Origin of the sequence: Spirochaeta thermophila DSM 6192 (genome assembly GCF_000147075.1) — a bacterium.
In the GTDB taxonomy this organism is placed as follows: Bacteria; Spirochaetota; Spirochaetia; order Winmispirales; family Winmispiraceae; genus Winmispira; species Winmispira thermophila_A.
Map to the genome: position 1 here is coordinate 51227 of NC_014484.1, position 22632 is coordinate 73858.

Annotated in this window: 15 protein-coding genes; 11 read left to right on the plus strand and 4 right to left on the minus strand. The window is 62.7% G+C overall.

The window, feature by feature from the left end; all coding sequences use genetic code 11:
* The first annotated feature begins 31 nt into the window (after window positions 1–31).
* Window positions 32–1084: an NAD-dependent epimerase/dehydratase family protein gene (locus STHERM_RS00250; RefSeq protein WP_013312867.1), complete on the plus strand. Its 1053-nt coding sequence runs from the start codon at window positions 32–34 to the stop codon at window positions 1082–1084.
* Here STHERM_RS00250 and murA read toward each other — a convergent pair whose 3' ends face one another.
* Together murA and STHERM_RS00260 are read right to left on the minus strand one after the other, a co-directional pair.
* Window positions 1085–2359: a UDP-N-acetylglucosamine 1-carboxyvinyltransferase gene (gene murA / locus STHERM_RS00255; RefSeq protein ID WP_013312868.1), complete on the minus strand. Its 1275-nt coding sequence runs from the start codon at window positions 2357–2359 to the stop codon at window positions 1085–1087. It lies immediately after the preceding gene.
* A gap of 11 nt (window positions 2360–2370) precedes the next feature.
* On the minus strand, window positions 2371–3210 hold the full coding sequence (locus tag STHERM_RS00260; RefSeq protein ID WP_237223301.1) for a hypothetical protein: 840 nt from the start codon (window positions 3208–3210) through the stop codon (window positions 2371–2373).
* 292 nt (window positions 3211–3502) lie between these two features.
* On the opposite strand from STHERM_RS00260, the gene STHERM_RS00265 reads away from it, so the two are divergent.
* Together STHERM_RS00265 and thrC are read left to right on the plus strand one after the other, a co-directional pair.
* Window positions 3503–4885 (plus strand): aspartate kinase, encoded by a 1383-nt coding sequence (locus STHERM_RS00265; RefSeq protein ID WP_013312870.1) that lies wholly within the window; start codon window positions 3503–3505, stop codon window positions 4883–4885.
* An 8-nt stretch (window positions 4886–4893) separates the two neighbouring features.
* Window positions 4894–6201 (plus strand): threonine synthase, encoded by a 1308-nt coding sequence (gene thrC / locus STHERM_RS00270; RefSeq protein ID WP_013312871.1) that lies wholly within the window; start codon window positions 4894–4896, stop codon window positions 6199–6201.
* Between the two features lies 1 nt (window position 6202).
* On the opposite strand, the gene STHERM_RS12475 is transcribed toward thrC, so the two are convergent.
* On the minus strand, window positions 6203–7285 hold the full coding sequence (locus STHERM_RS12475) for an HD domain-containing protein (RefSeq protein ID WP_013312872.1): 1083 nt from the start codon (window positions 7283–7285) through the stop codon (window positions 6203–6205).
* 15 nt (window positions 7286–7300) lie between these two features.
* Window positions 7301–9085 carry a DUF4954 family protein gene (locus STHERM_RS00280; protein ID WP_013312873.1) on the minus strand — a complete coding sequence of 595 codons (1785 nt, stop codon included), beginning with the start codon at window positions 9083–9085 and terminating at the stop codon, window positions 7301–7303.
* 134 nt (window positions 9086–9219) lie between these two features.
* Here STHERM_RS00280 and STHERM_RS00285 point away from each other — a divergent pair, with 134 nt between their 5' ends.
* The 8 genes from STHERM_RS00285 to STHERM_RS11815 all read left to right on the plus strand — a co-directional run bounded on the left by STHERM_RS00285 (window position 9220) and on the right by STHERM_RS11815 (window position 22537).
* Complete coding sequence (locus STHERM_RS00285; RefSeq protein WP_041623062.1) at window positions 9220–9597, plus strand: hypothetical protein; 378 nt, start codon at window positions 9220–9222, stop codon at window positions 9595–9597.
* Window positions 9598–9741: 144 nt separating this feature from the next.
* Window positions 9742–10464: a hypothetical protein gene (locus STHERM_RS11295; RefSeq protein ID WP_052295649.1), complete on the plus strand. Its 723-nt coding sequence runs from the start codon at window positions 9742–9744 to the stop codon at window positions 10462–10464.
* A 13-nt stretch (window positions 10465–10477) separates the two neighbouring features.
* Window positions 10478–11119, plus strand: coding sequence for a hypothetical protein (locus STHERM_RS00295; RefSeq protein ID WP_148223835.1), 642 nt, complete (start codon window positions 10478–10480; stop codon window positions 11117–11119).
* 142 nt (window positions 11120–11261) lie between these two features.
* The gene (locus STHERM_RS00300; RefSeq protein WP_041623066.1) at window positions 11262–11540 is read left to right on the plus strand and encodes a hypothetical protein; all 279 of its coding nucleotides are present in this window, start codon (window positions 11262–11264) and stop codon (window positions 11538–11540) included.
* A complete protein-coding gene (locus STHERM_RS12605) occupies window positions 11524–14412 on the plus strand; it encodes an FG-GAP repeat domain-containing protein (RefSeq protein WP_013312878.1) in 2889 nt (962 codons plus the stop codon). Before STHERM_RS00300 ends, STHERM_RS12605 begins: the two co-directional genes overlap by 17 nt.
* Window positions 14364–19469, plus strand: a complete 5106-nt coding sequence (locus STHERM_RS12480; protein WP_013312879.1) for a toxin TcdB middle/N-terminal domain-containing protein — start codon at window positions 14364–14366, stop codon at window positions 19467–19469. The genes STHERM_RS12605 and STHERM_RS12480 overlap by 49 nt, the downstream gene beginning before the upstream one ends.
* Window positions 19466–20824: an RHS repeat-associated core domain-containing protein gene (locus STHERM_RS00315; protein WP_013312880.1), complete on the plus strand. Its 1359-nt coding sequence runs from the start codon at window positions 19466–19468 to the stop codon at window positions 20822–20824. The genes STHERM_RS12480 and STHERM_RS00315 overlap by 4 nt, the downstream gene beginning before the upstream one ends.
* A 12-nt stretch (window positions 20825–20836) precedes the next feature.
* Window positions 20837–22537, plus strand: coding sequence for a hypothetical protein (locus tag STHERM_RS11815; protein ID WP_013312881.1), 1701 nt, complete (start codon window positions 20837–20839; stop codon window positions 22535–22537).
* The last annotated feature ends 95 nt before the right edge of the window (window positions 22538–22632 follow it).

Below are 22632 nucleotides of genomic sequence, written 5' to 3' on the forward strand. Positions count from 1 at the left end.
AGGTGTACCGACAGAGGGAGGACGAAGCGACATGAGGTTTCTGGTGACGGGGAGTGCCGGTTTCGTGGGATTCCATCTCGTGGATTTCCTCCTGCGGAAGGGACACGAGGTGGTGGGGATCGACAACCTCTCCCCCTATTATGACGTGGGGCTCAAGAAGGCGCGTCTTGCGGAGCACGGGATCGTGGTGGGCGAACGAGGGGAAGGGATGCGCTCGAGGATCTGGGAGGGCTACATCTTCTACTTCGAGGACGTTCGGGACAGGGTCTTCCTGGAGACCCTCCTCCGGCGTCACGGGGTGGAACGTGTCATCCACCTCGCGGCCCAGGCGGGGGTCCGCTATTCCCTCACCCATCCGGAGGTCTACCTGCAGAGCAACATCGAGGGGTTTTGGGCCGTGCTCGAGGCTTCGAGGCGCTGCGGAGTGGAGAGACTGGTGTACGCCAGTACGTCGAGCGTCTACGGGCTCAACGAGAAGGTCCCGTTCTCCGAGCGGGATGGGGTCGATCATCCGGTGAGCTTGTACGCGGCCACCAAACGCTCGAACGAGCTCTTTGCGCACGTCTACAGCCACATCTACGGCCTTCCCACCATAGGGCTCAGGTTCTTCACCGTCTATGGTCCCTGGGGACGTCCCGACATGGCGTACTTCTCTTTCACCGAGCGCATCCTCAAAGGCGAGCCCATAGAGGTCTTCAACCACGGTCATATGGAGCGGGACTTCACGTATGTGGAAGACGTGGTGGAGGGGGTCGCGCGGGTGGCGGAGCATCCTCTCCCCGAGAGGCGGGACTGGGATCCGGGTGATCCCCGGCCCGACAGATCGTCGGCTCCCTTCTGGGTCTACAATATAGGCCACGGTTCGCCCGTGGGCCTCATGGACTTCATCAGAGCCATCGAGGAGGCGCTGGGTCGGGAGGCCAGGATCGTCTATCGCGAGATGCAACCCGGGGACGTGGTGGCCACCCATGCGAGTACGAAGTCGCTCGAGGAGGCCGTGGGCTACCGTCCCTCCACCCCGCTTTCGGAGGGGATCCGGCGGTTCGTGGCATGGTACTGTTCGTACTACGGAATCGAGCGCTGACTACGACTCTTTCCTGATGCGGGCCCCGAGGTTCTGGAGTCGTTCCACGAGATCCTCGTATCCGCGTTCTATCTGGTAGACGTTGTGGATGAGGCTCTCTCCTTCCGCACAGAGGGCGGCGATCACCATGGCCATCCCTGCCCGTACGTCGGGCGAGGTGAGTTCGGAGCCCCGGAGCCGTGAAGGCCCTGAGACCACGGCGCGGTGGGGGTCGCAGAGTATGATGCGTGCGCCCATCTCGATGAGTTTGTCCACGAAGAACATGCGGGACTCGAACATCTTCTCGTGGATGAGGATGGTTCCCTCGGCCTGGGTGGCCACCACGGTCATGATGCTCGTGAGGTCGGCCGGGAATCCGGGCCACGGGGCATCGTCTATCTTGGGGATGGCCCCTCCCAGATCGGGCACCACCTTGAGGGATTGTCCGGCCGGCACGTGGATGGTTCGCCCCTCTTGTTCCCAGTAGATCCCGAGCTTCCCGAAGGCGAGTTTGGTCATCCTGAGGTGCTGGGGATCCGCGTTTTCGATGACCACATCGCCCCTCGTGACGGCCGCGAGTCCGATGAACGAACCCACTTCCATGTAGTCGGACCCTATGGCGAAGGTGGTACCCGAGAGGCGCTCCACTCCTTCGATGGTGAGGACGTTCGAACCGATCCCCGAGATCTGCGCTCCCATCTGGTTCAGCATGTGGCAGAGGTCCTGTACGTGGGGCTCGGACGCCGCGTTCCGTATCACGGTGGTGCCTTCGGCGAGCACGGCGGCCATGATGGCGTTTTCGGTGGCCGTCACCGAGGCCTCGTCCAGGAAGATCTCGTCCCCCACCAGTCTGTGGGCCGTGAGCCTGAAGACGCCGTCGATCTCCACCCGGGCACCCAGGGCGGAGAGGGCGAGGAAATGGGTGTCGAGCCTCCTTCGACCGATCACGTCTCCGCCGGGGGGTGAGAGTACTGCCTTCCCGGTACGGGCCAGGAGGGGGCCTGCGAAGAGGATGGAGGCCCGGATGAGCTTCGCCTTCTCTTGAGGGATTTCTGAGGTGACGATATCGGTGGTCTTGAGCCTGTAGGAGTCTTTACGAAGGCGCGTGACCTGGACGCCGAGGTACTGGACGATGTCGAGCATCACCCTCACGTCCTGGATGTCGGGCACGTTCTCGAGGACCACCGCTTCGTCGGTGAGGAGACAGGCGGCGATGCAGGGGAGTGCTGCGTTCTTGTTCCCCTTGGCGAGGATGGTGCCTTTGAGCGGGAAACCGCCTTCGATTCGGTATCTCATGGTGCCTCACTCTACGGATTGGTGGGGGGTCTGTCAATGAGAAACTCGAAGGGGGGGTCCTGGAAGGGGAAGGTCTTGAGTCCGAGAAAGGCGGTGGCGACGAATGATCCTTCCCCGGTCTCGATGCGGACCGGGACCAGGATCTTCTCCCCCGGCCTTCCTCCGTCCGGAAAGGGGTTCTCCGAGATCTCGGGGAAGGTGATCCCTCGGATCCCGTGGAGACCGAGCGTGTCCCCTCCTTCTGCGAGGAAGATGTCTTCCAGTGTCTCCGCCTCCGGCACGCAGGCGTAGGAGAGGAAGGGATCGGGTCCGTTGCGGATGAGCCTTCCGGCCTTCGAGAAGAATGCCTTCAGGCTGCGTACGATGCCGAGCGACCGTTCGAGGGAGAATCGGATCCCGTTCCAGGTGTACCAGGAGAGATAGGTCTCCCGGCCCACGCCCTCCTCGCGTACGGTCTCCGTGACCAGCACGTCGATGGTGCCGTCTGTGTCGAGGTCCTGGAAGGAGGTGGTCATGGAGGGCGTGGTGAAGAAGGTGTCGATCGACGGCAGGCCGTTCCCGCCGGAGGAGACGAGGAGATGCACGATCTTCTGGGGTTTGAGGCAGGTGAGAAGGAGCGCTATCCCTCTGCGGGGGGAGGCGAGGGTGAGGGGGCGTGCCTCCTTGAGCACGGGATACCGGCCGAGGGGGATGCGCTCCAGGCCCTGTTCCGTGACCCACGCGATCGCGAGTTCGGGCAGGTCTTCGCTCTGGTAGATACGGTTGATGTCGGAGAGCTCTTCCCAGCGGTATGGGGCGCCGGGAGTGCACAGGATGAGGGCCTCCCCGGTGTCGGACCGGAAGGCCGCCACCGGCCGGTCGTCCTTGCCGTGTACGGGGAAGAGATCGGGGGGGAGGGAGGGGAGGGGTTTTTCCGCGGGAGTGGGGAGGGCGGGGGAGGGTGGGGGGGCGATGGGAGGGGACGGTGCCGGCGTACGACAGGAGGCCCAGAGCAGTGCACACGCGAGGATTGCATATTTTTTCGTTTTCAGGGCCGTTCTACCGCGATAATGCATAAGTATACCGTTTGTGTATTGCTAAAACCCCTCATCTCTGCAATGATTGAGCCTGATCATTGTAGCACAGGATGGAGGACCCGGAAAGATGAAGGTGATGAAGTTCGGAGGGAGCTCTGTCGCCGATGGGCCGAAGATCGCCCACGTGGTGGAGCTGGTGAGGAAGGCTCGGGAGAGGGAGCCGGTGGCGGTCGTGCTCTCGGCCATGAAGGGGGTCACCGACCTCCTCCTCTCCATGGCCCGCAAGGCCGAATCGGGGGATCCCTCGTACCGTGAGGACCTCTCTTCGCTCACCGCCAGGCAGAAGGAGACACTCTCCTCTCTCATGGGGGATGGGACACAGGCCGGGGCGGCGTGGGATGCCGTCTCCGCACTGCTCGAGGATCTCTCGAGCATCCTTCACGGCATCGAGCTCGTGCGCGAGTGTTCCAGGCGGAGTCTCGACCTGGTGGCGAGCTTCGGCGAACGTCTCAACTGCACCCTCGTGACCCGCTACCTTCTCTCGCTGGGTGAGAGGGCGGAGTACGTGGACGCCAGGGAGGTGGTGCTCACGGACGACTCGTTCGGGAGCGCGGTGGTGCAGTTCGAGGAGACCTATGGGAGGATCCGTGAGAGGCTCGCCGGGGATGCGATCTATGTGGTGACGGGATTCATCGGCGCAACCAGAGAGGGGGTGACGACCACGCTGGGGAGGAACGGCTCTGACTACAGTGCGGCCATCGTGGGGGCCGGCGTGGGTGCCGAGGAGGTGGAGATCTGGACCGACGTCGACGGGGTCATGAGCGCCGATCCGCGGGTGGTTCCTGAAGCCTTCGTACTCGAGGAGGTTTCGTTCCAGGAGGCGATGGAGCTCTCCTATTTCGGGGCCAAGGTGATACATCCCTACACCATGATCCCTGCGGTGGAGCGGGACATCCCCATCGTGATAAAGAACACGATGAATCCCGGGTTTCCGGGTACGCGCATCGTGAAGCATCCCAAGCCGCACCCTTGGCCCATCACGGGGATCGCCTCGATTCCTGGTGTGGCCCTCATCAACATAGAGGGCAGCGGGATGATGGGGGTGCCCGGGATCGCGGCGCGCGTGTTCTCCGCCCTCGCCGAGGCCAAGGTGAACATCATCATGATCTCGCAGGCCTCCTCGGAACACAGCATCTGTGTGGTGTGCAGGAAGGAGGAGGTGGACAGGGCCCTCGATGCCTTGGAGCGCTCGCTCGAGCCGGAGCGTAGGGCGAGGATCATCTCGGACTTCGAGTGCATCAGGGATCTTGAGATCATCGCCATCGTGGGAGAGAATATGCGGGGTACGCCCGGGCTCGCCGGCCGGCTTTTCCAGGCCGTGGGCGAGAGGGGGATCAATGTGCACGCCATCGCCCAAGGGTCTTCGGAGCGCAATCTCTCGTTCGTGGTGGACGAGGAGCGGGGACAGGAGGCGGTCCGGGTCATCCACAAGGCCTTCTTCGGGAGATAGGAGGGGCCATGCGTTTCGTGAGCACGAGGAATCCCAAGGACGTGGTCTCGTTCGAAGAGGCGGTGTTCCGGGGGCTTGCTCCGGACGGAGGGCTCTACCATCCGGTGGAGCGTCTGGACCTCGCCCCCCTCTACGAGCGCCTCGGTCCCGAGAAGGGCTTCGTCGACGTCTCGTACGAGATGGTTCGCCTCCTCTTCGGCGATGAGTTCTCCGAGGAGGAGGCGGGCCGGCTCGTGGAACGGGCCTTTCCCTTCTCTCCTGTGCTGAGGGAGCTCACCGATTCGATCCTTCTCCTCGAGCTCTTCCATGGGCCTTCGTGCGCCTTCAAGGACTTCGGCGCGAGCTTTCTCGCGAGCTGCATGGAGGTCTTCCTCTCCCGGAGGGAGGGGCGGGCCGTGATCCTCACGGCCACCTCGGGGGATACGGGGAGTGCGGTGGCACAGGCCTTCCACGGCCGGCGGCACATCGATGTGGTGATCCTCTACCCTTCGGGGAGGGTGAGTCCGCTTCAGGAGAAGCAGCTCACCACACTGGGGGGGAACGTCCATGCCCTCGAGGTGGCCGGCTCGTTCGACGATTGCCAGCGGATGGTGAAGGAGGCCTTCCTCGATCAGGAGCTCAGTGAGCGGTGTCCTCTCACGAGCGCCAATTCCATCAACCTGGGGAGGCTCGTTCCGCAGTCGTTCTACTACGTGTGGGCCTATGCCCAGCTGAAGGCGCGAGGGGAGAGGCCTTTCTTCTGTGTCCCGAGCGGGAACTTCGGCAATCTCACCGCCGGGGTGTATGCGTGGTGGTGGGGGATGCCGGTGAGAGGGTTTCTCGCGGCCACCAATGTGAACGACGTGGTGCCGGAGTACCTTTCCACCGGGGTGTTCACGCCGCGGTCGTCGGTGAGGACGCTCTCGAATGCCATGGATGTGGGCAATCCGAGCAATTTCGAGCGGCTCCTCGCCCTCTTCGAGGGAGATCACCGCCGGATGGCCGCGGTGATACGGGGTGAACGGGTGACCGACGAGGAGACGCTCGATACCATCGCCCGGTACTGGCGGGAGCGGGGGGTCTTCCTCGATCCTCACACGGCGGTGGGGGTGAAGGCATCGGAGCGCCTCCTGGAACGGGAGAGGGGGGTGGCGCCGGTGGTGACGCTCGCCACGGCGCATCCGGGGAAGTTCCTCGAGGTGGTCGAGGAGGCGCTGGGGATCAGGCCTCCCCTCCCTCCCCAGCTGGAGGAGGTGCTCGCGAAGGAGAAGCGGGCCGTGAAGATCCCCAACACCCTGGAGGCGCTCAAGTCCTTCCTCCTCGATTTGTGGGGGTAGGTCATTCCACGTACAGCTTGATAAGGCGTCTCAGCCGGGGGTCCCTGAAGGGGTTGCGTCGTGCCTTGAGGAAGGAGCGGTAGGCCCTGCAGGCCTGGTAGTAGGGTTGGGGGCCGCGGAAGGTGGAGGAGAGGTCGCACCGGTAGAGTTCGAGGAGCACGGGGAAGAGGGGTGAGGAGAGGATCTCGGCGATGCTCTGGGGGGGGATGCGGGGGAGGGCGCCGGGGAGCATGTGGTAGCGCACGAGGAAGGCCACGTCGTCCTGGAGGGAGGAGGGGAAGCCGAGGTCTCGGAGGAAGGTGCGGGCGATCCGGGCGCCGATGTTGGCGTGGAGGTGGAAGCGGTTGGTGCCGTGTGGTACGGCGTCTGGTTTGCCTATGTCGTGGAGGAGGATGGCGAGGGAGAGGAGAAGGTCGGGGCGTTTGCGGTGCTTGAGGGCCTCGAGGGTGTGCTCCCATACGCTCCCTTCTGGGTGGTAGTCCTTGACGTGATGGACGTCGCGGAGTCGTGCGAGCGGGGGCCAGAGTCGGGGAAGGGCTTCGGTGCGGGAGAGGAGGGCCAGGCCGTGCCAGGGGGTCTGGCCGGTGAGGATGAGGGAAAGGGTTGCGGCCTGGGTTTCGATGGCGGGCCGGGGGGAGGGCATGAGGGTGGGGAGGGTGGGGGGTGGGGTGTAGGGGTAGCGAGAGAGGAGTACGGCGCAGGTGAGGGCGTCGGTGAGGGTGAAGGGGGTGGAGAGGGCGAGGGTGGGGGAGCGGAGGAGGGGGTAGAGGGCGTCGGGAGCCTGGAAGGCGTCGCGCGAGGGGTCGTGGGTGAGGGCGAGGAGGGGGTGGGGAGGGGGGGTGTGGGGAGTGAGGAAGTAGATGCGGGTGTCTTCCAGGCTGAGGGCCGCCTCCACTCCCTCCAGGCCGGGGTATTCGAGTCCTTCGAAGAGGCGGGCGAGGTCGACGAGCTCGGCGGTGCTCTGGATCCATAGGTGGGTGGGGGTTCCCTTCACCTTGAAGTAGCGGTCGAGGGCGGAATATCCGGCGAGTCGGGGTCGGTGACCGGCCCGGTGGAGTGAGGCGAGGACATCCTGGGGGTTCACGACGCGCTCCTTTTCCTAGTGAGTGAGGCGATTCCGTTCCTCGTCGAACCGCTTCCTGAGCGTGGACAGCACCGCGTCCTCTTCCGGATGTGTGGTGAGGTAGTCGTCGATGATGCGTCTCCCCCGTACGGCGTCTTTGTGCCTCGATCCTTCGATCCGGTCCCACACCGCATCGAGGAGTTCGAGGTATCGGGGGATCTGCGCTTCTCGTTGTTCGGGAAGGTGGTACTTCTCCACGAGTGGCTGGATTTCGTTGTGCCAGGTGGCGTCCTCACACGAGGAGAGACCGAGGAGGATGCGGAGGATGCCGTACTCGAGGAAGAGTCGGTAGCCCTCCAAGGCTCCGAGCCTGTCTTCTTCGGTGACGTAGTTCTTGCCGATTCCGGGAAGGTGCTCGGGGAGATAGAACGGTCGGGGGCTTCCTATGGAGGAGAGTCGGTCGAGTGCTCTGTCCATGAGGAAGAGGATCCGTGGGCGGAAGATCTCGAACTCGGGGCGGTAGCGTCTCGCCTTGTTTCGGGTGCGGAACTTCTCCTCGCTCCGGAAGAGGCCGTAGGCGTTGCCGGTGAGCATCCACCCGGGCATGAGCTGGTTGTAGGCCGTGGGCACCTCGCTGGGGTAGGAGATGGGTTGGGTGATGAGGGAGAAGGGGTATTCCATGCGCTGGGGCATGGTCATCACCGCGGTGGCGATGGTGGTGTAGGGAGCGTCCCTGAAGTGGGCGGGGAACTTGATGCTGCAACCCAGGCCGAAAAACATCCCCTCTCCGGGCCAGATCTCCTGGTCGGGTTGGCGTGAGGTGTGGTTGGATCCCACGTTGGCGCCGTAGGCGATGTTCCCCTTTCCCTCGGGCCACCATGCGGCGATGAGGAGGGACTGATGGTGGAAGCCCACGAAGGGACCGACGAGGCTCGCGGTGACCTCGCCTTTGGCGATGTGGGTGTTGGGGAGGACGATGCTCCCTTCGATCTTGCCGTGGTCTTCCGCACCGGTGGCCTCCATGAGGAGGCTCCGCCGCACCACGGCGCCGGTGGTCACGTGGACGCCCTCCTGGAGAATCGCCTCCTGGAGTGTGGTGTGCTCTCCCACGAGGGTCGGCGCCTCCTCGGAGGAGTGGATGGTCACGTGTGTGAGGCTGCTCCCTGTGACGGCTGCATGCGAGCCTATGTAGACGGAGGAGAGGGTACTGCAGTGGGCCACGTGGGCCTTAGGGCCTATGTAGGAGAAGGGGAAGAGGGTGGTGTCCCGGTAGTGCGTGAGGAAGTTCGCGTAGGCCTCTTCGAGGCCACCGGGGAGGGGGCGGGTGGTGAGGGCGATGGCGAGGTCAGGGGTGAGGACGTCGCACGGGGTGATCTCGCGCCCACCGGTCTCTATGCCGGGTGAGATGGTGGGGAGAAGACCGGCGGAGAAGGGGGAGGGGGTGTGGCTGGTGGTGTGGATCACCTCAGCTCCCTCGTCGATGTAGAGGCTGGAGAGAAGGGGGCAGTGGTGGATCCTGGCGTGGGAGCAGACCACGGTGTGGCGGATCACCGAGTGGTAGATCCCCTCGGGGAAGAGGTCGTGGTCGGAGGGTTCGAAGAGGCCCAGGTAGCAGGATCCTCTGAAGGTGGAGTACCAGATGCCGCGAGGCGTGAAGGAGGGATGGACGCGTATCGCCTCCCAGTTCTCGGCCCGGTTGCCCTGGGCCTCGAGTGCGGCGCGTTCTGTGGGGGCGAGGGGGCGGGAGGGGAGTGAGGAGGGGTCGGGAGGGATGGGGGCCTCTGCGGCGAGGGGTTCGAGGATGGCGCGCCAGTCTTTCATAGCAGAAAATGGTACGGGTTTTTGTTCGATTGGGCAATGGCTATAGGACTCATGATCTTTTCTATATCATCATGGGGATTGGGGCGTTGAGGGTATGGTGGGAATCTCAAGGTGAGGGGTGGGGGAGGGAGGGTGTGGTGGAGAGGTGGGGGAAGGTATGGCGGGTGGGGGTGGGGTATGGGGTATGTACCAATGAAGTGGGATACGAGAAGAGTATGTTACACAGTATAGAGGTGTTGGGTGGAGGGGGGTGGCACTGGGGGAGTAGGGTGGTGATGTGTGAGGTGCACGTGGAGGCGTTGGTTCGGGTGGATGTCCTCGTACACGAGGAGAAGTATGGGGATACGGAGCGGATAGTGAGTGTGGTGGTAGGGCCTGGGATGGGGGTGGATGCGTGGTATGAGGTGGGGGGAGGGTGGCAGGTGGGGGTATCGGTGGGAGGGGAGGTGGTCTCATACGCTGATCCGTGGTGGGGGATGAGAATGGGAATAGGGGTGAGGTGTAGCCTGTGAAACTTGACAGGGGACGACGGCATGGTATACTGATAAAGAGGATAAGTGCATACAAGCAAAGGAGATGGATGGAGAAAAGTGAGAAAATTGAGATTTTGGAGATATGGGCCGGTACTTTTGCTCGTGGTAGTGAGCGGAGGATGTGTGGAAGGTGGGCTTTCGGTGTTCACGGAGGTGTGGAGCGATCCTGGGCCGTGCGAGGTGGAAGTGGAGAGCTTTGTGGAGGAGTATGCGGTGTACGTGGAGTGGGAAGAGGATCCCGGAGCGGACGAGTATATCCTCGAGTGTGCAGAAGACGGCCTTGGGGAGAAGGTCTTTAAGGAGGTGTATCGAGGGAAGGGGACGAGCTACTGGCATAGATGGCTTGAGGGGGAGGGGAGGTACTACTATCGACTTTTGAAGGTGAGAGGGGAGCGTGTCTTTGGGCCGGGGAGGGATCGCATGGGGGTGGCGGGCGTGGTGAGGCAGGATGGGGACGAGCCGAATGACAGGAAGGAGAGTGCGAAGGAGCTTTCATTTGAGAGGAGGACGGTTGTAGGGAATGCGTGGTACTACCGCGGCTCTGATGGACAGGAGGTGAGGGATCTCGACTGGTACAAGGTAAAGGTTCCTGGCGGGTGGAGTGCGCAGGTGAAGTTTTTTCAGGAGGGGATCAACCAGGGAGACCAGACGGATTTTATTGGAGGAGTGGAAGGCGAGCTCCCTCATCGGCTTGTGCAAGAGGAGACGTTGCTGTTGGAGAATACCACCACAGAAGACCGGTACATCTACCTGTGCATACGACCGGATGAGGAGGAATTTCTCGGCGGTGGAGTAGTGGGGGGGAAGGTCGAAGACTATATGCTTCAGTTGTTGGATGTGCAATGACATGGGGGTACATATGAGGTACAGAGATGTTGTGCTGAGTATTGGACTGGGGCTTGTGCTGATGGGGTGTGCACAGCTGTGGGAAGGGGGCTGGGATGGGGTGGTGGGTGGAGGAGGGATTGAGGAGCGGGAGGACCTTTTTGTTGAGGGTGAAGATGGGTGGGTGGTTTTTGAAACGAACGATCCGGATGACTGGGGGTCTGCGGGGGTGACGATGTGGGCAGGGGTAGGGGAGGAGGATCCGTTTGAGGGGTGGGAGGTCGAGGTGGTAAAGGAGTGTGGGGATGGGGCAGCGGGATATGGGGTGGTGTTCAACGAGGGGGAGGAAGGTGGGGATGAGGTAATGTACGTAGTCCTCATCACCATCGAGGGGGAGTACATAGTGGGGGAGGTAGTGGACGGGGTGTTCGAGGCGTTTGAGGGCTGGAAGCAAAGCAGTGCGATAGAGAGGGGATATGGGCAGGTGAACAGGCTGGGGGTGTCTAGGGACGGGGATGGGTATGTGGTGAGGTGCAATGGGGCGGATGTGACGAGGATGGAGGATGATGAGCCACCGGTGAGGACCGGGGGGCGGTATGGATATATCGTGGTGATCTCACCTGAGGATGAGTTTCCGGAGGTGGGGGTGAGGGTGAAGTTTCGGGAGGTGAAGTAGGGGATCAGCAGGCATGATAAGGAGGTAGTGTATGAGAAGAACCAACGATACCCTTAGGGTGCGGTTGTTGGTGTGGTGGGGTGTGGGGTGTGTGTAGTGCTTATGGGGTGTGTGGGGTGGGGGTGAGGGGGAGGAGGGGGTGTTGGGTGAGGGGGTGGTGGGGCCTGGGGGAGGGGTGGTGGTGGGGTGGGGTGGAGTTGAGGTGCGGGTACCGGAGGGGGCGGTACGGGGTGAGGTGGAAGTGAGGATCGAGCCGTTGTGGGAGGTGGAGGAGGTGGGTGAGTGGCGGGAGAACGTGACGGGTGGGGCGGCGGGGTATCGGTTTTATCCTGATGGGATTGTATTTGAGGAGCCTGTTGAGGTGGTGATACCGGTGGAGGAGGGGGTGGGGGGGGGAGGTACGGGTGTACTACTACGATGAGTGGCGTGGGCGGTGGCGGCTTGTGGGTAAGGGGGAGGCGGAAGGGGGGCGGGTGGTGGTGGAGACGAGGCACTTTACGGACATGGTGGCGGCGGTATTGAAGGTACCGGAGGGGGTGGAGCCGCTTGAAGTGGACATCAATGCGGTGAAGGGGGTGGGGGTAGGGGAGGTGGAAGGAGGGGTGGTGGAGGTGGGGGTAGGGGGAGTGGGTGGGATGGGGTGGGAGGGGGTGAGGGTACCGTTGTGGGTGCCGGAGGGGCGGAGGGGGATGAGGCCCGAGCTTGAGGTGAGGTATGTGGGGAAGGGGTGGGGGAATGTGGGGGAGGGGTGGTGGTTGAAGGTGGGGGAGGTGAAGCGGAGTGACCGGTGGGGGGTACCGAGGTATGAGGGGGGTGATCGGATAGAGCTAGAGGGGGAGGAGCTTGTGGAGGTAGGGGGAGGTGAGTGGCGGAGGAGGCGGGAGGGGGGAGGGTATGAGGAGGTGGAGTATTATGATCAAAGAGACGAGTGGGAGGTGAGGCGGAAGGACGGGGTGGTGGTGAGGTATGGGGGGAATGGGGGGAAGGTGGAGGGTGGAGGGGGGACGTACATCTGGTACAAGAGCAAGGAAGAGGACGCGTATGGGAACCGGGTGGAGTGGCTGTATGAGCGGGACGAGTGGGGAGGGGTGTATCTTGCTGAGGTGAGGTATGTGGGGTGGGGGGCTGAGGAGGGGGCGTATCGGGTGGAGGTGGAGTGGGAGGGGCGTGGGGATGTACGGGTGGACGGGCGGGGAGGGAAGGGGGTGAAGTGGGCGAAGCGGCTTAAGGAAGTGGTGGTTGAGGTGGAGGGTGAGGAGGTGGTGAGGTATTGGTGCGAGTATGAGGAGAACGTATTTGGGGCGAGTGAGCTTAAGGCGGTGGTGGTGGGGAGGGGTGGAGAGGAGTGGTACCGGTACGAGATGGGGTATGAAGGGCTTACGGACGTGGATGGGGACGGGGCGTATGAGGGGTTTGTGGAGGAGGAGTGGGGAGGGGTGGGGGAGGGTGTAGGGGGGAGGGTGACCGAGCGGTGGAGTTGGGGGATGGGGATGGACCTGACGGTAGAGGCGGTGTTGTATGGGCTTAAGTGGAAGCCCTTGTGGGAGATAGAGCGGACTCCGGTGGCGAGTGTGGGGGCGAGCATGGGGTTTAGTGTGGGAGGGGGGTGGGTGGAGCAGGCGGTAGTGGACATTAATGGGGACGGGAAGGTGGACGTGGTGAGGGTGGGGCGAGGGGGGGTGTTGGAGGTGTGGTATAACACAGGGGGAGGGTTTGAGGGGCCGCACGAGGATGCGGGGGTGGGGAGTGGGATAGGGGATGAGGATCAGTGGGAGATGAGTGTGGGGGCGTGGGCTGGGGTGGGGCCGGTGAATGTGGGGGGCTTGTGGAGTTGGGGAAAGACGAGGCGGGGGAGTGGGTTTGTGGATGTAGACGGTGATGGGCTTGTGGATATCGTGGAAGCGGGGCGAGGGGAGTACTGGAAGAACACGGGGGGAGGGTTTGAGAGGAGGGCGTTGGAGGGGGAGGTAGGAGGAGAGGAGGGGGGTGGGGAAGAGGGGAAGGTGTACTATTGGGAGGAGGTGGTGAGGAAGTGGGAGGTGTTGAGGAGTGGGGTGGTGGAGGTGCGGGTAGGGGTAGAGGAGGTGGAGCCTGAGGTGGGGGGTGTGGTAGGTGAAGTGTGGAAGCGGGGGAAGAGGGGGGTGGAGAAGGTGGGGGAGGTGGGGGTAGGGGAGGAGCTGGTGAAGGAAGTGAGGGTGGAAGTAGGGGAAGAACTTGTGTGGGCGGTGGTGGTGAAGGGGGAGGAGGTACCGGTAGGGGTGAAGGTGAAGGTACCGATTGAGGTGAGGTATCGGAAGGTGAAGCTGTATGAGGATGTGGGGTGGCGGGGGGAGGAGTACGTGGCACCTGTGGGGTGGCAGGAGTGGATGGGCTCGTATGAAGATGAGAAGAATCCGTGGTTGAAAGTATATCAGGTAGTGAGGGATGATGAAGGTACTGTCGTTGGAGTGGTGCGGCGGGGCAACTGGGAGGAGGGGTTAAGGGAGATAGTGGAGGGGGATAAGGGGGAGGAGGTGAGGGCTGGGTTGAGGGAGCACCTATGGGTGATTCCGAAGGAGGTGCGATTTGTGGAGATGAAGGAGGTGGTGGAGTCGTATGGGGATGAGGAGGTGACGGTGAAGGAGGCAGGTGGGGGTGAGGTGGATGTGAAGAAGGGAGCGTACATGATGGCGTGTTACGCGTACGAGGAGGGGCGGGCGACGATGGCGTATCGCGAGGGGGAGGAGGAGGTAGTGGTGGTGGGGGAGGATGGGAACGAGGTGAGGTGTGAGCTTGATCCTGACGTGGTGGTGAGGTTGTGGAGGGAGTGGTATGGGGGGCAGGTGGAGAAGCTGAAGGCTGTGGTGGGGTACAGGATAGGGGATGGGTATGAGTGGAGGTGGGTAGAGGAGGAGGGGGGGAGGAAGTATGTGGGGTATGGAGGGAGGTATGGAGAGGAGAACGGGAAGTGGGACGGGGGTGAAGGGGATGAGGGAGGGGGGCGGCTTGTGGTGGCGGAGGGAGAGTGGGGGAAGGTGTGGGTGGAGGAGGAAGGGGGGCGATGGAAGGGGTATGAGGAGCGAGGGGGTGAGGTGGAGGAACTTGGGGAGGTGGGGGTGAGGCGTGGTGATGGGTGGGTTGAGGTGGAGATAGAGCGGGGAGGGTGGAGTGAGGCGTATCGGTGGGAGGGGGAAGGGGGTGCGGTCCCGATTGAGGAGGGAGCGTATGAGGCGCTTCTGTGGGAAGAGGTAGGGGGGGGTGAGGTATGGGGAGGGGGTGTGAGGAGCTTTCGGAGGAGATGTATGAGCAGCTGAGTGATGAGCAGAAGGGGTGGTATGAGGAGGAAGGGGGGAGGTATGTGCTGAAGGAGGGGGTGGGGGAGGAGGAGTATGAGGCGGTGGTAGCGGCATTAGGGAGTGTGGGATGGGAGGAGGAGGGGGTGGTGGTGAAGTGTGGTGATGAGTGGCGGGTGGTGAAAGTGGATGCGGGGGAGAAGGAGGAGTTTTTGAGGTACGTAGAGGAGGAGGTGGGGAGTGGGGGACGGGAGTGGTTTGAGGAAGCGGACGAGGGGTGGGTGTATGTGAGGCGCGGGCTTGGGGGAGAGGAGCGGGCGCTGCTTGAGCGGGTGGTGAGGATGTACCTGCTTGAGCGGCGGAGTGAGTACTATGAGCGGGTGAAGGAGGAGGGGGTGTGGAAGGTGAGGGCAGGGGAGGAAGAGGCGGCGGCGAAGTGGCTTAAGGGGCTGGGGGTGGTGGCATGGAAGGAAGGGAGTGGGGAGGTGAGGTACTATGCGGATGGGGAGTGGGAGGTAGGGGAGGAGGTAGTGGGGAGGGAGGATGAGGATTGGGGGTGGTGTGAGGGGATGTGGGGAGGGGTGAGGAGGGGGCTGGTCGTTGAGGTACCTGTGTGGAAGGGAGGGTGGAGGGAGGTAGAGGAGCGGGTAGTGCACCTTTTTAGCGATGAGGATCTTAGCGAGGAAGATGTGTTTGGTGTGGGGGGAGGGGGAGAGGAAGTGGCGGCATACGAGGGTGAGGTATTTCGAGGGGGGAAGTATGGGTGGACGTATGGGATCTGGAACGGGTTTTATGAGTTTGATGCGAGCAAAGTGAGCAGGGAAGCGCTTGAGTCCCAGGGGCAGAGTGGGGGTGAAGCACTTCCGTACATAGTGACGATGGATCCGAACAGGGAAGGTGATGAGGTACGCCTTAAGTATTTTGGGAAGACGGAGGGGGGAGATGTGGAGGAAGTAGAGGAGGAAGCGAAGTGGGTGGGGCCGGTGAGTATGAGGGAGGGGGCTGAGTTTGTGGAGGAAGACGGACAGAAGAAGATGAGGAAAGTGGTGTACACGTACGCGAGCTACCTGGGGGAGGGGGGAGTGGTGCGGCTTGTGAGGCATGGGGGTGATGCGTATGAGGTGACGAGGGGAGGGGGTGGTGGAGGGTTTCCGCCGCTTGCGGTGAGTGCGACGGGGGGGCAGAAGACGTACGTGAACGGGGTGAGCATGCAGGAGGGGTGGGGGAAGCAGGAGCGGGTGGTGATGGACGTGAACGGGGATCGGTATCCGGACCATCTTACGGTGAGGGAGGATGGGGAGGTAGAGGTGGTGTGGGGGACGGGGAGTGGGTTTGGGATGAAGGAGGTGATAGGGAGGGTGGGGCTGGTGGAAGGGGAGGGGACAGTGGGGTGGCATCGGAATCGTGGGTGGAGTGCGCCGATTGGAGGGATGAGTTGGGGGGGAGGGGAGCGCACGGTACCCTCGATCTTTCTTGCCGTGGACTCGAGGGGGATTGTGCGGAAGGTGGTTCCGAAGGTGGAGGATGCGGGAGGTGGTATTTCGGTGCAGCTGAGTGTGGGGGTGAGTGACGAGGAGGCGGGGCTTGTCGATCTTACAGGCGATGGGCTTCCTGACTGGGTGGGGGAGGGAGGGGAAGGGTATCGGGTACGGGTGGGGGAGGGGTATGGGTGGGGAGAGGAAGAGACGTGGGAGGGAGGCACGAAGGAGAGTGAGAAGGGGATATTCGGGAGAGGATTGGAGGAAGTGGTAGGTGTCGAGGGGGGGTTGGGGAGCAGTGTGAGTGCCACGGTAGGGGGTGCGGTGGGGCTGAGCTATACCTACGGGATCTACAGTGTGAGTGGGACGGTCTCGATAAGCGGTACCCAGCACCGGAGTGAGGAAGGGCTCTACGACCTTACGGGGGACGGCCTTCCCGATCTGGTGAGGAAGGAGGCGGGGAGCGATCGGTTTCTCGTGTGGGTGAACCTTGGGGACCGGTTTGCGGAGGAACCTGTCGCCCTTACGGTGCCGGGGAGCTGGGCGGACCCTCTGAGCGGAGTACTGGAGAGTGCCGCCGAGGCGGTGGTCTCGTGCTTTGAGGATGAGACGATTCGAGGTGCGATAGAGAGCACCATAGGGGATGCGCTTGATGCGGCGTTCACCTGGGCTGCTGATGTGATTGGTGCGGTGAACCCCTTTGTGGTGCAGGATGCGCTCACGGAGCGCAAAGGGTACACGCTGAGTGTAGGGGTGGAAGGTTCGGTGGGTGCCGACCTCTTTGTGGCGGAGGTCACCGTGAGCCTTGGGCTTGACGGGAATCTGGGGAGTGACGGGGTGAGCGTGGAGATGGTGGACATAGACGGGGACGGGGCGGTTGACCACGTGCTTAAGGTCCCTGGGCAGCCGCTTGAGGTGAGGCGGAACCTGTGTGGGAAGGTGGGGTTGCTTACGGAGGTGAGGTATCCGTACGGGGGGGCGGTGCGGTTTGAGTGGGGCAAGGTAGGGGGAACGGTGGAGATGCCGCAGCAGGAGTGGCAGGTGGTGGCGGTGGAGTACGATGCGGGGGAGAGTGGTGCGGTACGAGGTGAGCGGACGTACCGGGAGGAATACCGGTACCGAGGGGGGCGGTACGACCGGGTGGAGCGGCTGTTCTACGGGTTCAGGGAAGTGGAAGTGAGGCGACCTGACGGGCGTCGTGAGGTGAGGAAGTACCGGAACGACGACTACTATCTGCGGGGCATGGTGGAGGAGGTGGTGGTGTATGACGCGGATGGGCACGTGCTGGAGGAGGCGGAGTACCTTGTGAAGAAGGAGCGGCTATGGGGGAAGCGGTACGTTGTGTACGTGGAGGAGGAGCGTCACTGGTCGTACGAGGGAGGGGAAGCGGTGGAGCGGGTGGTGAGGTACGAGTACGACGAGTGGGGGAACATTGAGCGGTACGAAGAGGAGTGGGGCGGGGGGAAGAAGGTAGCGGAGCTTACGTATGCGGAGATAGGAGGGGGGCGGTACCTGCGCGCGCACCCTGAGCGGATCGAGGTGTACGACGAGAGGGGTGAGCTGTTGTGGCTGAGGGAAGGGAGCTACGACGAGCATGGATCGCTCATTGAGGTGAGAGCCTATGTGAGAGGAGGGGAGTGGCGGACGTGGCGGATGGCGTACGACGAGCGGGGCAACCTTGAGAGGAAGGAGTATCCCGACGGGAGCTACGTGAGGTACGAGTACGACGAAGAGGCGGGGCAGTATCCGGTGGTGATCTATGAGGGGAGCAGGGAGGGTGGGGAGTACGAGAGCAGGATCGAGTGGGACCTGTGGTGGGGGGTGAGGGTGAGGGAAGAGGATCCGAGTGGAGCGTGGGTGAGGTATCGGTATGACGGGCGCGGGAGGCTGGTGGCGGTGGACACCCCGTACGATGAGGGAGCGGTACGGATCGAGTACCACAGTGGGGATGAGCCGTGGTATGCGGTGACCCGGCAGAAGGTGTACATGGGAGGGGGGGATGAGGAAGTGGTGACCGTGCGGTGGGTGGACGGGCTGGGGAGGGAGCTGTACGTCGCGGTGAGTGGGGAGCGGTGGACGGGAGGGGGGAAGGAAGCCGGGTGGCGGGTGAGCGGGGTGGAGGAGTGGGACGAGGTGTGGCGGCCTGTGGCGCGAGGCCAGACCGTGTGGCGTGCCGGTGAAGGGATACCCACGTGGGAGGACGTGTCGGCCTGTGGGCTGGAGGCACCGGTACGGTACACGTACGACGCGAAGGATCGGGTGGTAGCGGTACGCTATGCGGACGGGGCCGAGGAGCGGCGGACGTACGCGATGGAGGGCGGGCTGGTGGTGGAGGAGCGGGTGGATGCAGAAGGCCGGGTGGAGCGGTGGTACCGTGATGCAGCCGGGCTGGTGAGGAAGGTGGAGAAACGCGGACCGGAGGGCGAGGTAGGCCTCATCTACGAGTGGGACCGGATGGGGCGGCTCACGAAGGTCGTTGACCTTGAAGGGAACGAGGTGCTTTTCAGGCGGTACAACCTGTTGGGTGAGGTAGAAGAAGAGGGGCGGCCTGAGAGCGGGGTGGTGAGGTACTGGTACGACCTGGGGGGCCATCTGGTGGCGAAGAGCGACAGCGAGCTGGGGGCGAAGGGGAAGCGGATCGAGTACGCGTACGACGGGTGGGGGCGGCTGGTGAAGGAGGTGTATCCTGAAGGCGAAGAAGTGACGTATCGGTACGCGCTTCCCTGGGAAGAGGATGCGGGGCGGCTTGTGGGAGTGGAGAGCCCGTGGGTGAAGAAGGGGAGGACGTATGGGCCCATGGGCGAAGTGGAAGAGGAGCGGATAGTGGTGAAGCGCCCTGGGGCGGAGTGGGGAGAGGAAGAAGTAGGAGGGACGTACCGGTACCGGTACACGTACCTTGGGCAGGTGGCCTCGCTCACGTATCCCGACGGAGAAGAAGTGACGTACCGGTACGACCGGGGGGGCAAAGTGGAGCGGGTGGAAGGCCGGTATGGGGAGTACACGTACCGGTACGTGGATGAAGTGGGGTATGACGGGCGGGGGAGGAAGGTGTACGAGCGGTACGGGAACGGGGTGGAGGAGGAGTGGGTGTACGACGATGCGCGAGGGTGGCCGGTGGGTGTGGAGGCCGAGGTGATGAGGGACAGTGGCGTGCAGGTGGTGAGGGACCTTGCGTGGGAGTGGGACAGGAGCGGAGACCTGGTGAGGCTCGAGGAAGAGGGGTGGTGGGGGCAGGTGGTGCACGAGTGGGGCTATGACGCGTACGACCGGCTGGTGAGGGCTGAAGGGATGTATGAGGTGAGGGAAGGGGGGAGTGAGGCGAAGGAAGGGGGGAGGTACGAGCAGGAGTGGGTGTTTGACAGGCTGGGGCGGCTTGAGGAGAAGCGGAGCAGGGCGGTGGATGAGAGGGGGAGGGAAGAGGGGAAGCACACGTATGTGAGGCGGTACGAGTGGGAGGCGGGTGCGCCGTACCGAGTGAGCCGGGTGGGTGAGATGTGGTACGGGTATGACCGGAGTGGGCGGCTTGTGGCGGAGGGGAGGGGGGAGCGTCCTGTGGTGGAGGCGGGTGAGGTGGCGATCGAGGAGGTGGGGGAGGGGTGAAGCGTGTGGAGTATGCGATGGGGCTGGTGGATCCGGTGGGAGGGGGAGGGGGAGGAGCGGACCGGGAGTACCGGTGGGACAGCGGGGGGCGTCTGAGGGCGTATGAAGGGGGAGGGCAGTGGGGTCGGTACTGGTACGACGAAGGAGGGGAGCGGGTGAGGAAGGAGACGGGGCTGGGGGAGGTGGTATACCTTGGGCCGTACATGCAGTACGTGGAGGAAGGAGGGAAGTGGCTGGAGGTGAAGCAGGTGTACGTGGGGAAGGAGCGGGTGGTGAGCAAGCTTGGGAGCGTGGAAGGGGGTGATGGAGGTACGGAGGCGGAGAGTGCGCGGTGGGTGCACAGCGACCTGGTGGGGAGCGTGAGCGTGCTGACGGACGGGGGAGGGAACGTGGTGGGGAAGTGGGTGTACCTGGCGTACGGGGAGCTGTGGGTGGAGTGGCGGTGGGCGCACGACGAGTGGGCGGGACGGCCCGAGGTGCGGTACCGGTATGCGGGCAAGGAGTGGGACGAAGAGAGCGGGCTGTACTACTTTGGCGCGCGGTACTACCGGGCCGAGGTGGGCCTGTGGCTGAGCCCTGATCCGGAGGGAGTGCGGCTCGTCTCCCCCATGGAGGACGGCGCTCCCCGGAGTGGGTACAGCCTTGCCGAGGCGGCCATATGGTATGCCTACTGCAGCTACAACCCCTTACGGTACGTGGATCCGGATGGGAGGGACTCCATATGGCTCACATCCGCCCGCAACTACGTATCGAGAAGAAGGATGTTGACGACTCTGTGGTCCCTTTTTCATCCTTCTGAGTACCTTTCCTGGGTCCAGAGGGCAGTAGTGTTCCACAAAGACTATCACAGGGGGGGGATAGGGCCCTTCCAGCGTGAGGATGACATGCCTGAGTCCATAAGGAACAACAAGGACCGGACATGGTGCAACGTGGCGGTGTACGAGATGGCGGTGGCACTGGGGGTACCTCTTGACCTCATCACGGGGGGTCAGAGGTGGGATTGGGTGAATGCGAACACTGCAGTAGGGAACATGAAGGAGCATGCGATCACAGAGGAGCTAGAGGAGCTAATGGAGGTGCTTGGGGTAGCGGGAGGCTATGGAGGGCTTGTGAGGGTGAGCGAGGAGAGGGCGATCGAGCTGGCGGATCAGGGGTATCTGGTGATAGCGGGGTGGAGGAATCCTGGGGGGATAGGGCACATGGAGACGGTCTCGCCGCATCATCCTCCTGGGGAGATTCGGTACGCAGGGACGGGAGCGAACGCAGGGACGAGTAAGACATTCAAGGAGGCATTTGGAAGAACTGTGAGTGAAGATGATGTATACTACTTTTACTATCCGAGACAATTTGAATAGGAGGTGAGGGCGATGAAAGAGAGAGTGCTGATCGTGGTGGTACTTTTGGTGGTGGGGTGTGGGAGATGGGTAGGAGGGGAGGAGGTGGGGGGTGAGGGGGGAGGGTCTGTGGTGAGGAAGGAGGAGGGGGTGTGGGCACGGGTGGAGGGGGGGATAGAGGGGTTTCTGTTGGGTGAGGGGTGGGAGAGGGAGCCACATCGTAGGATGGATCTGCTGTATGAGGGGGCGGTTGAGGGGAGGTACACAGGGGAAGGGCAGCGGGAGTTTCTGGTGGCCTACAGGGATTATCGAGTGTCACCGGTTAACGATTCAGAAGTTATCTGGGCGGTGGTATCGTTTCGGTTTGGGCCGTGGGGCATCGAGGGAAAGGTGTGGGAGGAGTGCTATTGGGATGATCGATTCATTGAGTGTGAGCTTTTTGTTGAGAGTTCGGGGCTGCCAGTTGCCGAGACGGCGAGGGTGGAGGGGGGGAGGCGGCTTGGTCCCCTGTGGGTGGTGGATGTGGATATGGATGGGTTGGAAGAGATAATAGAGGTGTGGGAACATACGCAATTTAGACAGTCCAGTCTTCTTGTAACAGGGTACAATGTGTTACAAAAGAGATGGGAGAGGGAAAAGTCATTTGATCTTTCTCTTGAGGTGGTGAAGGAGCATGGGTATGGGATAGGGGAGGTGGTGATACGGCCTGGGAGGGTGAAGGTGTATGGGGGGAGGGAGGGGTGGGAGTACGAGGCGTATCGAGGTGTGAGGCCGTATGTGGAGTGGGTGTGGGACGAGGAGGAGGGGGAGTGGGTGGAGGTGGAGCGTGGGTATGAGGAGGTGGAGAAGGAGGCGTATGAGGCGTTTGTGAGGAGGCAGGAGGAGGAAGGGGAGCGGATCTGGAGGCGGGAGTGGGAGCGGAAGATGCGGTTTGAGTGGCGGTGGTGGGAGGGGCTTGTGAAGGTGATGGAGGGTGATGCGGAGTGGAGGGTGTTGAAGAGAGCGTATCCTGGGGTGTGGGAGGTGAACGGGGAACCTGAGGCGCTGCCGACATGGTACAGGCGGTTTGAGGGGGAGGGGTGGGGAGAGGGGGTGTGGTATCTGGTGAAGTACAAGGGGAGGAACAAGGAGAGCTACAGGGTTGAGGAGTGGTATGCGGTGGTGAGGGTGGAGGGGGATGAGGTGGAGGTGTACGACAAGGTGGAAGTGGGAGGGGAGAAGCAGGTTCGGTGGCAGCCTGATGGAGGAGGTACGCTGAAGGGGATATGGAAGGGTACGCTGAAAGGGGAAGGGGTGGGGGTAGAGGTAGAAGGGGGGTGGTATGAAGGGGGGATGTGGGTGGTAGATGTGGATGGGGATGGGAAGGAGGAGCTTGTGGATGTGGGATGGCACAAAGAGGGAAAGTACACGGTAGACATAATAAAGTGGGAAGGTGAGTTAAAGACGAGGTGGAGGCTTCCTATACCTGGGTATTTGGTGAGGCGGGTGAAGATAGAGGAGGGGCGGATTGAGTGTGGAGGGGTGTGGATGGAAGAGGAGGAAACGACAGTGGTGGTGGGGGAGGGGCCCTATGTGGTATGGGAGTTGAAGGAGGGGGAGTGGGTGAAGGTGGAGGAGGGGGAGGAGGAGTGGAGAGGGGAGGAAGAAGTTATAGTGGAGTTCGATAATGCGTTTGGGCTCCATTTACATCACTGGGTGGAGATTATGAGGAGAATTATTGAGGAGAATTATTGAGGAGAATTATGAGTAGGGGAATCTAGGGATCTGATCATACGGGCAAGGAGTGGGGAGAGCGGGCTGTACTACTTCGGCGCGCGGTACTACCGGGC